The organism is Nocardia sp. NPDC057272 (genome assembly GCF_042668615.1).
GTDB lineage: Bacteria > Actinomycetota > Actinomycetes > Mycobacteriales > Mycobacteriaceae > Nocardia.
On record NZ_JBHUYK010000031.1, the window covers coordinates 60,991 to 77,409 of the forward strand.

At 69.2% G+C, this 16,419-nt stretch carries 17 protein-coding genes; 13 read left to right on the top strand and 4 right to left on the bottom strand.

Annotated elements, in window-relative coordinates; translation table 11 throughout:
• Complete coding sequence (locus tag ACFULV_RS29895; RefSeq protein WP_378662471.1) at positions 1–345, bottom strand: DUF6463 family protein; 345 nt, start codon at positions 343–345, stop codon at positions 1–3.
• 30 nt (positions 346–375) lie between these two features.
• Here ACFULV_RS29895 and ACFULV_RS29900 point away from each other — a divergent pair, with 30 nt between their 5' ends.
• From ACFULV_RS29900 to ACFULV_RS29930, 7 genes are all read left to right on the top strand, one after another.
• Positions 376–966 carry a TetR/AcrR family transcriptional regulator gene (locus ACFULV_RS29900; protein ID WP_378662474.1) on the top strand — a complete coding sequence of 197 codons (591 nt, stop codon included), beginning with the start codon at positions 376–378 and terminating at the stop codon, positions 964–966.
• A gap of 348 nt (positions 967–1,314) precedes the next feature.
• Positions 1,315–1,635, top strand: a complete 321-nt coding sequence (gene mihF, locus ACFULV_RS29905) for an integration host factor, actinobacterial type (RefSeq protein WP_056815410.1) — start codon at positions 1,315–1,317, stop codon at positions 1,633–1,635.
• A gap of 6 nt (positions 1,636–1,641) precedes the next feature.
• Entirely contained in the window at positions 1,642–2,226 is a 585-nt protein-coding gene (gene gmk / locus ACFULV_RS29910) for a guanylate kinase (protein WP_056810544.1), read from the top strand.
• A 27-nt stretch (positions 2,227–2,253) separates the two neighbouring features.
• Positions 2,254–2,532, top strand: coding sequence for a DNA-directed RNA polymerase subunit omega (rpoZ, locus tag ACFULV_RS29915; protein WP_056810542.1), 279 nt, complete (start codon positions 2,254–2,256; stop codon positions 2,530–2,532).
• 28 nt (positions 2,533–2,560) lie between these two features.
• Complete coding sequence (gene coaBC, locus ACFULV_RS29920) at positions 2,561–3,778, top strand: bifunctional phosphopantothenoylcysteine decarboxylase/phosphopantothenate--cysteine ligase CoaBC (protein WP_378662477.1); 1,218 nt, start codon at positions 2,561–2,563, stop codon at positions 3,776–3,778.
• 214 nt (positions 3,779–3,992) lie between these two features.
• Complete coding sequence (metK, locus tag ACFULV_RS29925; protein WP_101467096.1) at positions 3,993–5,204, top strand: methionine adenosyltransferase; 1,212 nt, start codon at positions 3,993–3,995, stop codon at positions 5,202–5,204.
• A gap of 14 nt (positions 5,205–5,218) precedes the next feature.
• The gene (locus ACFULV_RS29930; RefSeq protein WP_378662480.1) at positions 5,219–7,441 is read left to right on the top strand and encodes a primosomal protein N'; all 2,223 of its coding nucleotides are present in this window, start codon (positions 5,219–5,221) and stop codon (positions 7,439–7,441) included.
• A gap of 21 nt (positions 7,442–7,462) precedes the next feature.
• Here ACFULV_RS29930 and ACFULV_RS29935 read toward each other — a convergent pair whose 3' ends face one another.
• Complete coding sequence (locus ACFULV_RS29935) at positions 7,463–8,308, bottom strand: SDR family oxidoreductase (RefSeq protein ID WP_378662483.1); 846 nt, start codon at positions 8,306–8,308, stop codon at positions 7,463–7,465.
• An 80-nt stretch (positions 8,309–8,388) separates the two neighbouring features.
• Between ACFULV_RS29935 and ACFULV_RS29940 the strand changes: the two genes are divergently transcribed.
• Positions 8,389–8,982 (top strand): TetR/AcrR family transcriptional regulator, encoded by a 594-nt coding sequence (locus ACFULV_RS29940; RefSeq protein ID WP_378662485.1) that lies wholly within the window; start codon positions 8,389–8,391, stop codon positions 8,980–8,982.
• A gap of 54 nt (positions 8,983–9,036) precedes the next feature.
• On the opposite strand, the gene ACFULV_RS29945 is transcribed toward ACFULV_RS29940, so the two are convergent.
• On the bottom strand, positions 9,037–9,429 hold the full coding sequence (locus ACFULV_RS29945) for a nuclear transport factor 2 family protein (RefSeq protein ID WP_378662492.1): 393 nt from the start codon (positions 9,427–9,429) through the stop codon (positions 9,037–9,039).
• Between the two features lie 42 nt (positions 9,430–9,471).
• On the bottom strand, positions 9,472–11,049 hold the full coding sequence (locus ACFULV_RS29950) for an HD domain-containing phosphohydrolase (protein ID WP_378662494.1): 1,578 nt from the start codon (positions 11,047–11,049) through the stop codon (positions 9,472–9,474).
• 86 nt (positions 11,050–11,135) lie between these two features.
• Here ACFULV_RS29950 and ACFULV_RS29955 point away from each other — a divergent pair, with 86 nt between their 5' ends.
• From ACFULV_RS29955 to ACFULV_RS29975, 5 genes are all read left to right on the top strand, one after another.
• Positions 11,136–11,813: a PadR family transcriptional regulator gene (locus ACFULV_RS29955; RefSeq protein WP_378662497.1), complete on the top strand. Its 678-nt coding sequence runs from the start codon at positions 11,136–11,138 to the stop codon at positions 11,811–11,813.
• Between the two features lie 116 nt (positions 11,814–11,929).
• Positions 11,930–12,895 carry an esterase/lipase family protein gene (locus tag ACFULV_RS29960; protein WP_378662508.1) on the top strand — a complete coding sequence of 322 codons (966 nt, stop codon included), beginning with the start codon at positions 11,930–11,932 and terminating at the stop codon, positions 12,893–12,895.
• A gap of 77 nt (positions 12,896–12,972) precedes the next feature.
• Positions 12,973–13,512 (top strand): peptide deformylase, encoded by a 540-nt coding sequence (gene def / locus ACFULV_RS29965; RefSeq protein ID WP_378627041.1) that lies wholly within the window; start codon positions 12,973–12,975, stop codon positions 13,510–13,512.
• Complete coding sequence (gene fmt / locus ACFULV_RS29970) at positions 13,512–14,435, top strand: methionyl-tRNA formyltransferase (RefSeq protein WP_378662499.1); 924 nt, start codon at positions 13,512–13,514, stop codon at positions 14,433–14,435. The genes def and fmt overlap by 1 nt, the downstream gene beginning before the upstream one ends.
• 725 nt (positions 14,436–15,160) lie before the next feature.
• Positions 15,161–16,419 (top strand): RsmB/NOP family class I SAM-dependent RNA methyltransferase (locus tag ACFULV_RS29975; RefSeq protein ID WP_378662510.1); only part of this gene is annotated, 1,259 nt, incomplete at its 3' end.

The window sequence follows — 16,419 nt, forward strand, 5'->3', positions numbered from 1 at the left end:
TCAGGCCGTGGCCCGCGCGTTCCTGGCCCGCCACCAGCCGAAGACGCCGACGCCGAGCGGCAGCAGCACCGTGATGAACCCCGACAGCGGCATGAACGCGAGACCGAATACCGTCGCGACGCCGAGCACGAGCAGCACTGTGCCGGCCACGTACCCCAGTGCGCGCTCCAGCGCGATCATCGCGAGGCCGAAACCGACGCTGACCACGCCGAACTCGGTGAACCAGAAGGTGAGCTCGACGTCCTGATCGCCGGCGGCGAACACAGCGACGCCGAGCGCGGTGTGCACCGTGCCGATGAATGTCAGGAGGGTTCCGGCGAGGGGAAATCTTGTTCTTGAATCCATATTCATAAACTGTGCCACTAGGCTGATCCGGTGGCAAGACCCCGCCTTTTCACCGATGAGCAGATGCTCGACGCGGCGCGCGACCTGCTCGCCGACCCCGCCATCACCCGGCCCACCGTCACGGCGATCACCAGGGCCGCCGGCGTGCACGCCGGGTCGATCTATGTGCGTTTCGCCTCACGTGACGAACTGCTCGCCCGCCTGTGGCTGCGGTCGATCCGCCGATTCCACGAGGGCTTCATCACGGCACTGACCGGCCCCGCGCCGCTGCTGGCCGCGGCCACGTTTCTGCCGCGCTATTGTCGCGCGCACCCGACCGAGGCGCGGGCGATGAAGATGTTCCATCGCGACGAACTGCTCGAGGTCGGTGCCGAGGATCTGCGGGCCGCGATCGCCGGTGTCAACGACGGGATGAACGCCGCGCTGCTGACTGCCGTGGTGACCGAATTCGGGGTCGCCGACGACCGCTCGCTGGCCATCGCGGGCGCCGCGGTGAAGGCGATTCCGTACGGTCTGGTCCGTGATTACATCGCCCGTGCCGCCCCGATTCCGGACTGGATCGACGACGTCGTAGCGACCGCGTCGGGCGCGGTTCTCGACCAGTTTCGGGCCCGATCGTGACGACACGCTGTGCGAAATCGGGCGACACGCGGGCTTTTTCAGGAAACCCGCTGGTCGCGCGCCACCGGGTTTGCCGGGGCGGCACCCGGCACTCACGCTACCTGGTGGCTATCATCGCCCATATCGGTATAACCGCAGGTGAGGGGATATTTTAGGAATTCGACTGTACGATCGGGACAGCGGAATCAGCCGTCACCGCATCGGGTCCGCGCGCGCCATACGGCATGCGTAATCCTGCCCTGACCTGGGGGTCGGGTTCGCAATCGGCGCGCACCGTGGGTACGGTCGCACAGACCGTCCGGGTAACCGGCGGTAGATCTGGCAATGAACGATGAGACGGAGGAACCCGTGGCCCTTCCCCAGCTGACTGATGAGCAGCGCGCCGCTGCTCTGGAGAAGGCGGCTGCCGCTCGCCGCGCTCGGGCAGAGCTCAAGGAGCGCCTGAAGCGCGGTGGAACGAACCTGAAGCAGGTCCTCACCGATGCCGAGTCCGATGAGATTCTCGGCAAGATGAAGGTTTCTGCGCTGCTCGAGGCTCTGCCGAAGGTGGGCAAGGTCAAGGCGGCGGAGATCATGACCGAGCTGGAGATCGCGCCTACGCGTCGTCTCCGTGGTCTCGGTGCCCGGCAGCGCGCAGCGCTGCTCACCCGCTTCGACTTCGACGCCTAAAGTCTGGTGGACAAAAACACGCGGAAGGGCCGGCTGGTAGTACTGGTCGGCCCCTCGGCCGTGGGTAAATCCACGGTCGTTCGGTGCGTGCGGGAACGCCTGCCCGAACTGGTTTTCAGTGTGTCGGCCACCACCCGGGACCCCCGTCCCGGCGAGGTCGACGGTCTTGATTACCGCTTCGTTTCCCGAGTCGAGTTCGACGCCATGATCGCGGCGGACGAACTGCTCGAATGGGCAGACATCCATGGGGGGTTGCAGCGATCGGGCACCCCCGCCGCCCCGGTCCGAGAAGCGCTGGCGAGCGGACTTTCAGTACTGATCGAAGTCGACCTGGCCGGTGCACGGTCGGTCCGGCAGGCGATGCCGGAAGCACTGCTGGTGTTTCTCGCGCCGCCCAGCTGGGAGGAACTGGTCTCGCGGTTGCGTTCGCGCGGCACCGAGACGCCCGAGGTGATCGAGCGCAGGCTCGAGACGGCTCGGGTCGAATTGGCGGCCTGTGACGAGTTCGACACGGTCATCGTGAACAGCGAGGTAACGACCGCTTGTGAGCAGTTGGTATCGTTGTTCGTTAGCACAAATTCGAGTTCTTGACCCACTAACCCGCAGGAGCCACCCCTAGTGAGCACGGACATCACCGCAGTACCCGCGTACGACACTCCGATCGGCCTCACCAACCCCCCGATCGACGAGCTGCTCGAGCGCACGTCCTCCAAGTACGCCCTGGTGATCTACGCGGCCAAGCGCGCCCGTCAGATCAACGATTACTACAACCAGCTCGGTGACGGCATCCTCGAGTACGTCGGCCCGCTCGTCGAGCCGGGTCTGCAGGAGAAGCCGCTGTCGGTCGCCATGCGCGAAATCCACTCCGACCTGCTCGAACACACCGAGGGCGAGTGACAATCTCTAGTCCGGAGGCGTAAAGACCATGCGGATCGTCGTCGGGGTCGGCGGGGGCATCGCCGCCTACAAGGCGTGTGCCCTCGTTCGCCGTTTCACCGAGACCGGACACCAGGTGCGGGTGATTCCCACCGAGTCGGCTCTCCAGTTCATCGGTAGGGCGACCTTCGAGGCGCTGTCCGGTCAGCCGGTGCACACCACGGTGTTCGCCGACGTGCCCGAGGTACCGCATGTCCGGATCGGCCAGGAGGCCGATCTCGTCGTCATCGCCCCCGCCACCGCGGATCTGATGGCGCGCGCCGCACAGGGGCGCGCCGACGATCTGCTTACCGCCACCTTGCTGACGGCTCGATGTCCGGTGCTGTTCGCGCCCGCGATGCACACCGAGATGTGGGAGCATCCGGCGACGGTGGCCAATGTCGCGACGCTGCGCGCGCACGGCGCCAACGTGATGGAACCCGCGTCGGGCCGGCTCACCGGCACCGATACGGGTCCGGGACGGCTGCCCGAGCCGGAGGAGATCTTCGGTCTGGCCTCGCTGCTGCTCGAACGTGCCGACGCGCTGCCGCGCGACCTGACCGGTCGCCGCGTGGTGATCACCGCCGGTGGCACGAGGGAACCCCTCGACCCGGTCCGCTTCCTCGGCAACCGCAGCTCCGGCAAGCAGGGCTACGCCCTGGCCCGGGTCGCCGCCCAGCGCGGCGCCCAGGTGACGCTGATCGCGGGCAACACGATCGAGCTCGCGCCGCCCGCCGCGGTCGAACTCGTCCACATCACCACCGCCGACCAGCTCAAGACCGCGGTCGACAAGCACGCGCTCGGCGCCGACGCGGTGATCATGGCGGCCGCGGTCGCCGATTTCCGTCCGACCCACGTGGCCGCAGCGAAGATCAAGAAGGGCGCCGACGAACCCGACGTGATCCCGCTGACCAAGAACGAGGACATCCTCGCCGGCTTGGTCGACGCCCGCACCGAGGGACGGCTCGCCGGTACCGCGATCGTCGGCTTCGCCGCCGAGACCGGTGACGACAACGGCGACGTGCTCACCCACGCCCGCGCGAAACTGGCCCGCAAGGGCTGCGATCTGCTCGTGGTCAACGCGGTCGGGGAGGGCAAGGCGTTCGAGGTCGACACCAACGACGGCTGGTTGCTCGGTGCCGACGGCACCGAGGCTGCTCTCGATCACGGTTCGAAGGCGCTGCTGGCCAGCCGGGTGCTCGACGCGCTGGTACCGCTGCTGCGCTGACCGGGAGTTCGCGTCGATGTCGCGCGAAAACGGTTGCGCGGCAACGAGGGTCGTGCAGTCTACCGCGCGTGCAGGTGTTCGCGGTGTGGCTTGGTACTTACTCGCCACCATGTCGGTGGTTTGGAATAGTCTTGATGAGAAGGGTTGCGCGGTAGCACCGAGAAGTTACCGTCACAAGCCGAACGAGTAACCCGTTGAGGGAGAGGGAATAACTGTGCGTACGACAGGTAGTCGGCTATTCACCAGTGAGTCCGTGACCGAGGGGCATCCGGACAAGATCTGTGACGCGATCAGCGATTCCATCCTCGACGCCTTGCTCGCGGAGGACCCGAGCAGCCGGGTCGCGGTGGAAACCATGGTCACCACCGGGCAGGTCCATGTCGCGGGCGAGGTCACCACCTCCGCCTACGCCGACATCCCGCGGATCGTGCGCGAGAAGGTCCTCGAGATCGGATACGACTCCTCCGCAAAGGGATTCGACGGCAACTCCTGCGGTGTCAACATCGCGATCGGTGCCCAGTCGCCCGATATCGCCCAGGGTGTCGACACCTCGCACGAGGCGCGCGTCGGCGGTTCCGACGATGCGATCGAGCGCCAGGGCGCCGGCGACCAGGGCCTGATGTTCGGCTACGCGACGACCGACACGCCCGAGCTGATGCCGCTGCCGATCGCGCTCGCGCACCGGCTCTCGCGCAAGCTCACCGAGGTCCGCAAGTCGGGTGTGCTGCCCTACCTGCGTCCCGACGGCAAGACCCAGGTCACCATCGAATACGACGGCGACCGCCCGGTTCGCCTCGACACGGTGGTCATCTCCACCCAGCACGCCGCCGATATCGACCTGGACAACCTCCTGGCACCCGATATCCGCGAGAAGGTCGTCGACGCCGTCATCGGCGATCTGAACCTGCCCAGCCTCGACACCTCCGACATCCGCCTGCTGGTGAACCCCACCGGCAAGTTCGTCCTCGGTGGCCCGATGGGTGACGCGGGCCTGACCGGCCGCAAGATCATCGTCGACACCTACGGTGGCATGGCCCGTCACGGTGGTGGCGCGTTCTCCGGCAAGGATCCGTCGAAGGTCGACCGCTCGGCCGCCTACGCCATGCGCTGGGTCGCCAAGAACGTCGTGGCCGCCGGTCTGGCCGACCGTGTCGAGGTGCAGGTCGCGTACGCGATCGGCAAGTCGGCCCCGGTCGGTCTGTTCGTCGAGACCTTCGGCACCGAGAAGGTCGACCCGACCCGCATCTCCACCGCCATCTCCGAGGTCTTCGACCTGCGTCCGGGCGCGATCATCCGCGATCTCGACCTGCTGCGCCCGATCTACGCGCCGACCGCCGCCTACGGGCACTTCGGCCGCACCGATGTCGACCTGCCCTGGGAGCACACGGACCGCGCCGACAAGCTGCGCGCGGCCGTCGGCCTGTAATACCCACGGACCGCGTGGCAGCGGGCGAAACATCGACAGCAGCGGGACACCCCATCGCGAGGGTGCTCCCGCTGCTGTCGCCTGCCCACCTCGACCGCGACTTCGACTACCTCGTCCCCGCTGACCTGGACGAGATCGCGCAGCCCGGCGTGCGCGTGCGCGTGCGTTTCGCCGGTCGCCTCGTCGACGGATACCTGCTCGAACGTCTTCCGCGCAGCGACCACAACGGCAAGATGATGCCGCTCGAACGAGTGGTCTCCGCCGAACGCGTCCTCACCCCGGACATTCTGCGCCTGGCCACCGCTGTCGCCGGCCGCTATGCGGGAACTCGCGCTGATGTCCTGCGTCTTGCCATCCCGCCGCGCCACGCCCGCACCGAAACCGGCGGTGCGAAGAAGTCCGATGTCGTGAAGAAATCGACGCGTTCGGCGGCTGGAGCTGGTGACACCGCCGATGATTCGACGTCTCCGCCGGAAGATCCGCCCATCGCCGAAGCGCAAGGTGCGGGTGCCGTGGGCGACTCGGCACCGGAAGCTGTTGATGGTGAGCATCTTTCGCGCTCGGCCGACACGGACAGCTCCACTGGTATGGACGGCTCCACCGGTGCGAACATCTCGGCCGCGGCGCAATCGCACATCGAGGTCGACGCGTCGGCCTGGGGCCGGTATGCGCACGGTATGGGGTTCGTCGGCGCGCTGGCACAGGGGAAGGGTGTGCGGGCGGCGTGGCAGGCGTTGCCGGGGGAGGACTGGGCGGCCCGGCTGGCGGAATCGGCGGCGACGGTGGTGGCCGCCGGTCGCAGTGCGGTGCTGATGGTGCCGGACCAGCGGGACCTCGATCGGTTGCTCGCCGAATGTGTTGCGCTGGTGGGTGATTCGGCTGTCGGGCTGTCGGCCGGGCTGGGGCCTGCGGCGCGGTATCGGCGGTGGCTGGCGGTGTTGCGTGGGCAGGCGCGGATTGTGGTGGGGACCCGCGCGGCCGTCTTCGCGCCGGCACGTGACCTCGGGCTCATCGCGATATGGGACGACGGCGACGATACTTACGCCGAGCCGCGTTCCCCGTATCCGCACGCTCGCGAAGTGGCGATGTTGCGGGCGCACGAGACAGGCGCCGCGTTCGTCGCCGCCGGTTTCGCGCGGACAGCCGAAATCCAGGCGGTGGTCGAATCCGGGTGGGCGCGTGACCTTCTCGCCGATCGTCAGACGCTGCGTGAGGTGACGCCCCGGATCAGCGCGCCCGGCGACAGTGACTACGCCCTGGAACGCGACGCGCTGGCCCGCTCGGTGCGGATGCCCGGCGTCGCGTTCGCGGCCGCCCGCTCCGCGATCAAGGAGAACGCGGCGGTGCTCGTCCAGGTGCCGCGGCGAGGATACGTTCCGTCGCTGGCCTGTGCGAAATGCCGTACCCCCGCGCGCTGCCGGCACTGCAACGGACCGTTGGCGTTACCGCATTCCGGCAATGGCGAAGCGGCGAGCCCGCAGTGCAAATGGTGTGGCATCACCGAAGCCGCGTTCCGCTGCCAGGCCTGCGGTGCGCGAGCGCTGCGGGCGACGGTGATCGGCGCGGCCCGCACCGCCGAAGAGCTCGGGCGTGCGTTCTCGGGCGTCCCGATCCGTGCTTCCGGTGGTGGGGAAGTGCTCGACACGGTCGAACCAGGCGCCCAGGTGGTCGTCGCCACCGTCGGAGCGGAACCCCTCGTTCGCGGTGGCTACGGCGTCGCGCTCTTGCTCGACGGCTGGGCGCTGCTCGGTCGCGCCGACCTGCGCGCGAGCGAGGACACCCTGCGCCGGTGGATGGGGGCGGCCGCCCTGGTCCGCCCCCGTGGCCAGGTCATCGTCATGGCCGAGCCGTCCCTCGCCACCGTCCAGGCGCTGGTCCGGTGGGACCCCGTCAACCATGCCGCCGCCGAGCTGGAGGCCCGCGCGGAGGTCGGCTTTCCGCCTGCGGTCCGGCTCGCCGCCATCGACGGCACCACCGCGTCGATCGCGGAATTACTCGACGCCACCACACTTCCCGACGGTACCGAGATCCTCGGCCCGGTACCGCTTCCGCCGACGGCCCGTAAACCGTTCTCCGGCAACGATTCTCCCGCCGAGGTCGAACGCATGCTGCTGCGGGTGGCCCGCTCGGACGGCGCTCCCTTGGCCCGCGCCCTCACCGCGGCCCAGGCCGTCCGCAGTTCGCACCGCTCCGACGCGCCCTTGCGCGTGCAGATCGACCCGGTCGATATCGGCTGACGAGGGCGCCCGGCGTTCCGGTCAGGCGTACATCGCCCGATGGCGCCTCGCCCACTGCGCATAGGTTGTGGCCGGTCGACCGAGTACCTCCTCGATATCAGGGCTGACCTGCTGTTCGTCCGCTGTGGGCATGCCCAGGATGGTGAGTGTGTGGTCGGCGACCGGCTCGGGCATGAAGCGCAGCATGTTCTGCTTGGCCTCGTCCACGGTGAGCTCGACGAAGGTGATCGGGGCGTCGATCGCTTCGGCCACCGCCGCGGCTTGGTCGCGCGGGGTGATCACGGCGGGCCCGGTCAGGGTGTAGGCGCGGCCGTGATGGCCCTCTTCGCGCAGTGCCACGGCGGCGACGGCGGCGATGTCGGCGGGGTCTACCGCCGGCAAACCGATGTCGCCGAACGGTGCGGGGACGACCCGCTGGGTGCGCACCGGTTCGATCCACGCGAAGGTGTTGGAGAAGAACGCACCAGGGCGCAGGGCCGTCCGCTCCAGGCCGGATTCGGCGAGGGCCTGTTCGAACGCGATGGTCCGGGCGTAGCCGTCGGACTGTGGGCGGGTGACCGCGCCCTGCGAGGAGACGAAGACGACCCGGCGGATGCCGGCGTCCGCGGCGGTTTTCAGCAGCAGGGCAGGCTCGGGGCCGGTCATCAGCTGCTCGCCGGTGATCAGCAGGAACAGCGCGTCAGCGCCCTGTAGCGCGGGGGAGAGGCTGTCGAGATCGCCCAGGTCGGCGACCGTGTGCTCGACACCTGCCGGCAGGTCGGCGGGGCGCATGCCGCGGGATACCGCCCTGACCTGTGCTCCCGCGTCGACGAGTAGTCCGACCAGGGTGCTGCCGATATTGCCGGTTGCTCCGGTGACGACGATCATCTGAATCCTTAGTTAGTTGGCTGACTGACTGCTGGACGCAAAGGTATCCCACCGACCGCGCTCTGTCTATAGTTAGTTGTATGACTAAATCGGACGCGCAGCTCAGCCCGAAGATCGGGAAGCGGGAACGCCTGGTGCAAGCGGCGATGCGCGTGTTCTACGAGCAGGGCATCGAGAAGACGACGATCGCCGATATCGCGCGCGAGGCCGACGTCCCGGTCGGCAACGTCTACTACTACTTCAAGACCAAGGATCAGTTCATCGCCGCGGTCATCGAGTTGCACGCGCAGGTGCTGTCGGGCGCCGTCACCGAACTCGCCGAACTGCCGGGGCCTGCCGAGAAGCTGAAGGCCATGGTGCGCAGCTGGGTCGAACAACGTGAGATGGCGGCGCGTTTCGGCTGTCCGACCGGTTCACTCGCCGCCGAACTCGACAAGCGCGAGGACGCCTTCGGGGGACAGCCCGCACGCGTGATCGGGCTGCTGGTGGAGTGGGCGCGCGAACAGTTCGCCGCCCTCGGTCGCGCCGACGCCGCCGAGCTCGCCGTTGCCTTCGTGGCCGCCTATCAGGGAATCTCGTTGCTCACCAACACGTTCCGCGACCCGCAACTGATGGTCACCGAGGGCGCCCGGCTGGAACGATGGATCGACGAGCTGGCGCGGGAGTCCGGATAGCACCCGCGCGGGCTCGGAGTCGTCAGTCGGCGTGGTATTGCCCGTGGCTGGAGGTCAGTCGGTGGGCTGCCAACCCGAGCACAGCAAGTCGATGGCGGTGATCGCGTCGTCGGTGGTGGTCAGGAAGACGCGCTGGTCGGCGACGCGAGGCGTGCCGGTGGCCGGGCGCATGCGGACCAGCCAGTGCATCGCGAGCTTGTCGCCGATGCGTTCGCGGCCGGAGTCGACGACGGCGAAGTCGTCGGGTCCGCCGAACCAGCCGCGGAAGCGCGCGATCGCCGGATCGGGGCCGACCGCGGTGAACGGGCCGGGTGGGATCAGGCCACGCAGCGTGACCTCGGGGGCGAGGTAGGACGCCATCGCGGCGAAGTCGCGCCGGATCAGCGCGGCGAGAAACAGGTCGGCGACCGAGGAGGTCGTCTGTGGGGTGAGGGTCGAAGTAGTCATGGGGAAAGTCTGCGACCTGCGTTGACGTCGAACATCGGGTGATCACCCGATCTTTGCCGGTTGATCCTCGTCGGGCAGCAGGCCGTGGCGCATCGCGAACACCGCGGCCGAACCACGGCTGTGCACACCGATTTTGGTGTAGATGTGCTCGACGTGGCTGCCCGCGGTGCGTGGGCTGATGCCGAGGGCCTGGGCGATCTCGCGGGTCGACCGGCCGCGCACCAGCAGGGCGAGGACGTCGAGTTCGCGGGCGGTGAGTCCGGCGATCTGCGCGCGCTTGCGTGGTCTTCGGCCCTGGGCCGCGGCCAGTACGGCGGCAACGGCGTCGCCGTCGAGTCGTCCCGCTGTCACCTCGGCGCGCAGGATCCTGGCTCGCTCGCCGGGATCGCTGGCCGGTCGGTGCGGCCGTTGCTCGCCGAGTGCGCGAAACATCTGGGCGGCGGCCAGAATTCGCGCGGTGGGCGGCAGCATCGAGCCGGTGAGCCCGCGCGGATAGCCGGACCCGTCGAGTCGTTCGTACACCATCGAAGCCGGTCCGGCGAGCGCGGCCAGGTGCGGGCTGCGCGCCAGCACTCGCTCGGTGAGATACGGAACCATCCGCACCCGTTCGCGTTCGGAGGCGGTCAGCGGACCCGGTTTGTTCCAGATGCCCGTCGAGACGCCGATGGTCCCGAGGCGACACACCAGGGCTGCCCGCCGCACGGTCACCGCCTGATCGGCGGGCAGGCCGTACTCGCGGGCCGCGGCGGCGGCCAAGTCGGCCACGGCCCGGGAATGACCGAGGAACCAGGTCGCTTTCGCGTCGGAGTAGTCGGCGAAGACGGTGAGGACGTCGGTGAGTTCGTCGTCGGCGATCGGCCTGTCGAGCGCCGCGCAGCCGTCGATCACCTGCTGCCAGGCGTCGACCCGGTCGAGCCCGTCCAGCAACGCGCCGTCGCCCCGGGTGCACAGGTTCACCAGTTCGGGGTCGAACTCGGTGCCACTGCGCGACAACAGCATTCGCACCGCCGCGTCGACACCGCCCACCCGGGCATGGACTTCGGCGTCGTCGGCGATGTGCACGACACGCATCACCGGAATGATCGCCTCGCCACGCAGTCCGCCGGGTACGCCGTGGCCGTCCCACCGTTCGAAGGCTTGCGGCAGCGCTGCCTGGACGGCGTCCGGCAGGTCGAGGCGGTCGGCGATATCGGCCGCGGTGCGGCAGTGGGTGAGGAACGAGTCCATCGTGTCGCGCACCCCACCCGCGAGGAACCGGCCGGTCATCGAGATCCGCCGCAGCGACGACCCGCCTTCGGCGAGGTGCCCGAGCAGGAAGGCCATCATCGGCAATCCGGTTTTGTCGATGTTGTAGCTGTCGGCCCGGATCCGCAGGTCGTCACCGAACCAGCGCGCCATCTCGGGGGAGTCGGCGACGCAGCCGACCCACGCCAGCAGCGAGACGTAGTAGGCCGCGGCGCGATCGGCCTCGGACAACCCCGCGGCCTCGGCGAGCCGGACAGCGAGAACGGTCTGCCGCAGGACATGTTCCTGCGGCTGGCCGAGCCCGAGGTCGGTGGCCAGTGACAGCGAGGCGACGAGTTCGGCGAGCCGAAGGGGTCGTCGGGACGGGTCCGTCACGAATTCAGATTACTCCTTGCGCTCGATGCATTGCCGATATATCGTCGATAGTGTCAAGAACAACGAGAGAGCCTGAGGAGGCTGTCATGCAGAACCAAGAACACCGAGAATTCGGACACTTCCGGCGCGGTCGCGGACCGGGCCCCCGGGAATTCGGCCCCGACCGGCAGCAGTTCCGCCACGGCGGGCGCCATGGCCACGGCCCCGACTTCGGACCGGGCTTCGGCCCAGGTTTCGGACCGGGCTTCGGCCCAGGTTTCGGTCGCGGACGCGGCCGCGGCGGGCGCGGCAGGCGCGGTGACGTGCGCGCCGCGGTGCTGCTGCTGCTCGTCGAGCGCCCGATGCACGGTTACGAACTGATCCAGCAGATCCGCGACCGCAGCGACGATGTCTGGCGCCCCAGCCCGGGGTCCATCTACCCGGCATTGGCCCAGCTCGAGGACGAGGGCCTGGTGCTCATCGAGAAGGTGGCCGGTCGCAAGACCGCGCAGCTCACCGACGAGGGCAAGGCCTATGTCGAGACCCATCGTGAGGATCTCGGCGACCCGTGGGCCGAGGTCAAGCAGGACGTCGGCGCCCAGGCGCTGGACCTGCGCGGACTGGTCGGACAGGTGATGGGCGCGGTCGGTCAGGTGGCCCAGGTCGGCACGGCGCAGCAGGCGGCGAAGGCGGCCGAGGTGCTTGCCGAGACCCGTCGGGCGCTGTATCGAATCCTCGCCGAGGACGATGTCGCCGCCGAGGGTGACGCAACCCCCGAGAAGTGAGGGCGTCGTGAACGCCCTGCCCGGCGTGCGGTTGTCGGTCCCATGGAGTAAATGTTTGGGGCATGGAACAACTGGGAACGTTGTGGGGTTGGGGAACATCACGATTGCGCGGCGCGATGTCGGTCACGGCACTCGCCTGCACGGCGGTGATCGGTGTGTCCTTCGCACCGATCGCCGCCGCTGAACCGGCGGGCTATCGGCCCGCCGTCATTCCGATGCAAGCGGGTCCGGCGCAGGCCGATCACCTGGATGCCGCCCATTACATCAAGGCCAACCCGAACTCGGTTCCGGTGGGGCTCAACAACTTCGGGTGTACGCCCACCGCCGAGCACCCGCGGCCGATCGTGTTGGTGCACGGCACCGACTCGAGCGCGTACTCCGACTGGGCGGGAATCGGGCCGCAGCTGGTGTCGGCCGGCTACTGCGTGTTCGCGCTGAACTACGGCGGGGCGCCGGGCGCCGACACCTACGGCACCGAGGACATGCGGATCAGTTTCGCCCAGCTCGGCCAATTCGTCGACGAAGTCCTCGTCGCGACCAAGGCGACCAAGGTCGATCTGGTCGGGTTCTCGCAGGGGGCGAACGTCAGCCGGTTCTATGTCAACAAGCTCGGGGGCGCGCCGAAGGTCGGGACCTGGGTCGGCCTGGCCTCACCCAGCTACGGCGGGGTCATGTACGGACTGGTCCCGGTGGGGCAGGCCGTTCCCGGCATGATGGATGTCTTCGCGAAGGTCACCTCGACCGCTGCGGTCCAGCAGGCTCAGGGTGAACCTCTCATGGTGGAGCTCAACGCGGGCGGCGACACCGTGGCCGGTGTCCGGTACGTCACCGTCGGCAGCCGCGTCGACGAGATGATCCAGCCGTTCTCGAACATCGCGCTGCGCGGTGCGGGCGCCGAGAACCTCGTCCTGCAAGACCTCTGCGCCGACGACCTGACCGGGCACTTCCACCTGGTCTACGACCCCTTCGTGCAGCAGTTGCTCCAGCGCGTCCTCGACCCGGTCCGGGCACCGGCACCGGTCTGCGCGCCCGTCCCGCTCGGCACCGGCATCCCCGAGGTGATCATCGCGGGCAACTCCTGACAGCCGGGCTGGACGGAAGCGCCTCGCGGGGTCACTAGACTGGGACGACCGCAATTTCGTCCTCCCCGGGAGCCGCCGTGACCATTCAGCCTGTTCGCCTGTTCGGCGACCCGATCCTGCGTTCTCGTGCCGACGCGGTCACCGAGTTCGGTCCCGACCTCGCCACGTTGGTCGCCGATCTCACCGAGACCATGCACGACGACGGTGGGGTCGGGATGGCCGCGCCGCAGATCGGTGTCGGCCTGCGGGTGTTCGTCTACGACACCGGCGACGCCGCGGGGCATGTGGTGAATCCGGAGTGGTCGGCCGTCGGGGCCGACGAACAGGTCGGTCCCGAGGGCTGCCTGTCGATCCCCGGCGTGCGTTACGACGTGCGCCGGGCAGCGCGCGTGCGGGTCAGCGGGGTCGACGTCACCGGTGCGCCGGTCGAATTCGAGGCCGACGGTCTGCTCGCGCGCTGCGTGCAGCACGAGTACGACCACCTCGACGGCGTGCTGTTCATCAACCGGCTCGAACCGGCCGACCGCAAGGACGCGATGCGTACCATCCGCGAATCCGACTGGTTCCGCGGCGGGATCACCGTGCGCGAATCCAGCGGTGTCGGCGGTGGTCGCTGATGCGCGTAGTTTTCGCGGGCACGCCCGAGCCCGCTGTGCCGTCGCTGCGCCGGTTGATCGAGAGCGAAGGCCACGAGGTCGTCGCGGTGGTCACGCGACCCGACGCGGTCGCGGGCCGTGGTCGCAAGCTCCTGCGCTCGCCGGTCGGGCAGCTCGCCGACGAACACGGCATTCCGGTGTTCACGCCACGCAAGCCGTCCGAGCCCGAGTTCGTCGCCGCGCTCACCGAGCTCGCACCGGACTGCTGCCCGGTCGTGGCCTACGGTGCGCTGCTGCCCCAGCAAGTGCTCGACATCCCCGCCCACGGCTGGATCAATCTGCACTTCTCGCTGCTGCCCGCCTGGCGCGGGGCGGCTCCCGTGCAGGCGGCCATCGACGCCGGTGACGACATGACCGGCGCGTCGACGTTCCTGATCGAAGCAGGCCTCGATACGGGCCCGGTGTACGGGGTGATGACCGAGAAGATCGGGCTCACCGACACCGCGGGCGAACTGCTGGCCCGGCTCGCCGAAGCGGGTGCCGTGCTGCTCGAGAAGACCCTGGACGGCGTGGAAGACGGTTCGCTGCAAGCGATTCCGCAATCCCATGACGGCGTGACCTACGCACCGAAGGTGACCGTGGAAGCCGGGCGGATCGGGTTCGACGAACCCGCGCTCGCCATCCACCGCCACATTCGCGCCGTCACCCCGGCGCCCGGCGCGTGGACCGAGGTGAACGGGCTGCGCCTCAAACTCGGCCCGGTGGAAATGGTGGAGGAAACCTTGCCCGAACGCGAGATCGAGGTGCGCAAATCCGGCGTCTTCGTCGGAACATCGACTACAGCGGTCCGCCTGGGTCAGGTCCAGCCGCCCGGCAAGAAGATGATGAACGCCCTGGACTGGGCGCGCGGCGCCCGCCTCGCGCCCGGCACGGTGATCGGATGAGTGCCTCGGACCGTCGCCGTCGCCGTGAAGCCGATGCCGCGAAGGGCGTGAGCCCCCGCGAAGACCGTAAACCCACCGGAAAGTCCGGCGAGCCGCGCGGAGGCAGCCCCCGCGACGACCGCAAGATCACCGGCAAGAACGTCGACGGCGGCTGGGCCGCCCGCGCCGCGAAGGGCACCACCACCCCGCGCGCGGACGGCGACCGCTGGACGGATCGCTCCGACCGACCTCGCCGCGACGACCGCCCCGGTTTCGCTCGCGGCGCGCAGGGTCGCGACGCGGGCAATCGACGCGACGACGGTCCGCGCTCCGGCGCGCCCCGCCGCGAAGACGACCGCCCCGGTTTCGGTCGCGGCGCGAGTGACCGGGCGCAAGGACGTGACGTGGGTGGCCGACGCGACGCCGCCCCGCGCTCCGAGGCACCTCGTCGTGCCGACGACCGCCCTGGCTTCGGCGGCGCGGACGACCCTGCTCAGGGCCGTGACTCGGCCGACCAGCGCGGTGATCGTGGCAACGCGGGACGCACGGGCGCGGCACGGTCCGGTGCGGGACGATCCGACCGTGGCGCGTCGCGTCCCGATCGTGGTGCGCGCGCAGGAGACTCGCGTGGCCGTGGTGCGGGCAACCGGGATGCTGGTGCGCCGGCGGGCAAAGCGCCCGCTCAGCGTCGTCCCGAGCGTCCCGATCCCAGCGTGCCCAGTCCACGCAAGCGCCGCGGCGAGCCCGTGGATCCCGCGCGCGAAGTCGCCCTCGATGTGCTGCGGGCCGTGCGTGAGCGCGACGCCTATGCCAATCTCGCGCTGCCGAAACTGTTGCGTGAGCGCAAGATCAGTGGGCGCGATGCCGCGTTCGCGACCGAGCTCACCTACGGCGCCAGCCGTTCGCAAGGGCAGCTCGACGCGGTGATCTCGGCGTGTGCCGGCCGCCCGGTCGACGAGATCGATGGCCCCATCCTCGACATCCTGCGCCTCGGCGTCTACCAGCTGCTGCGGACCCGTACCAGCGCGCACGCCGCCGTCGACACCTCCGTCGACTTGGCCAGTGCCGAATTCGGCCAGGGCCGTGCCGGTTTCGTCAACGCGGTGCTGCGGCGGGCGGGAGAGAAGACCGCCGAGGAGTGGATCGCCGAGCTGGCCCCCGCCGACCCGGTCGGCAAGCTCGCCTTCGAGCACGCGCATCCGAAATGGATCGCCCAGTCCTTCGCCGACGCACTCGGAGCGCAGGCGGGTGAGCTGGACGCACTCCTGAAGGCCGATGACGAGCGCCCGGTCGTGCACCTGGTCGCCCGGCCCGGCGAGATCACCTCGGAAGAGCTCGCGCTGGTCACCGGCGGTGAGGAGGGCCGCTGGTCCCCGTACGCGGTGTATCTCGACGGTGGCGATCCCGGTCTGCTGGAACCGGTCCGTGACGGCATCGCCTCCGTCCAGGACGAGGGCAGCCAGCTGGTCGCGCTCGCTCTCACCCGTGCGCCGCTGGAAGGCCCCGACAAGGGGCGCTGGCTCGATCTCTGCGCAGGTCCCGGCGGTAAGGCGGCCTTGCTCGGCGCGCTCGCCGCGATCGACCTGTTCACCGTCGACGCTGTCGAACCGGCCGAGCACCGTGCCGAACTGGTTCGCAAATCCACCCGGAATCTGCCCGTCACCGTGCATGTCGCGGACGGTCGCGACAGTGGCCTGACCCCCGGCTACGACCGCGTCCTCGTCGACGCGCCGTGCACGGGCCTCGGCGCGCTGCGTCGCCGCCCCGAGGCGCGCTGGCGTCGGACTCCGGCCGACGTGGCGGAGCTGGTGACCCTGCAGCGTGAACTTCTCACCGCCGCATGGGATCTGGTGCGCCCCGGTGGTGTCGTCGTGTATTCGACCTGCTCGCCGCATCTCGCCGAAACAGTGTCGGTGGTCGCCGATTTCGTCCGCCGCAGCGGCGCCGAGGAACTCGACAGCCGCGAGGTGCTGGGGGGTGTCACGGGGCTCGGGGAGGGGGCCTC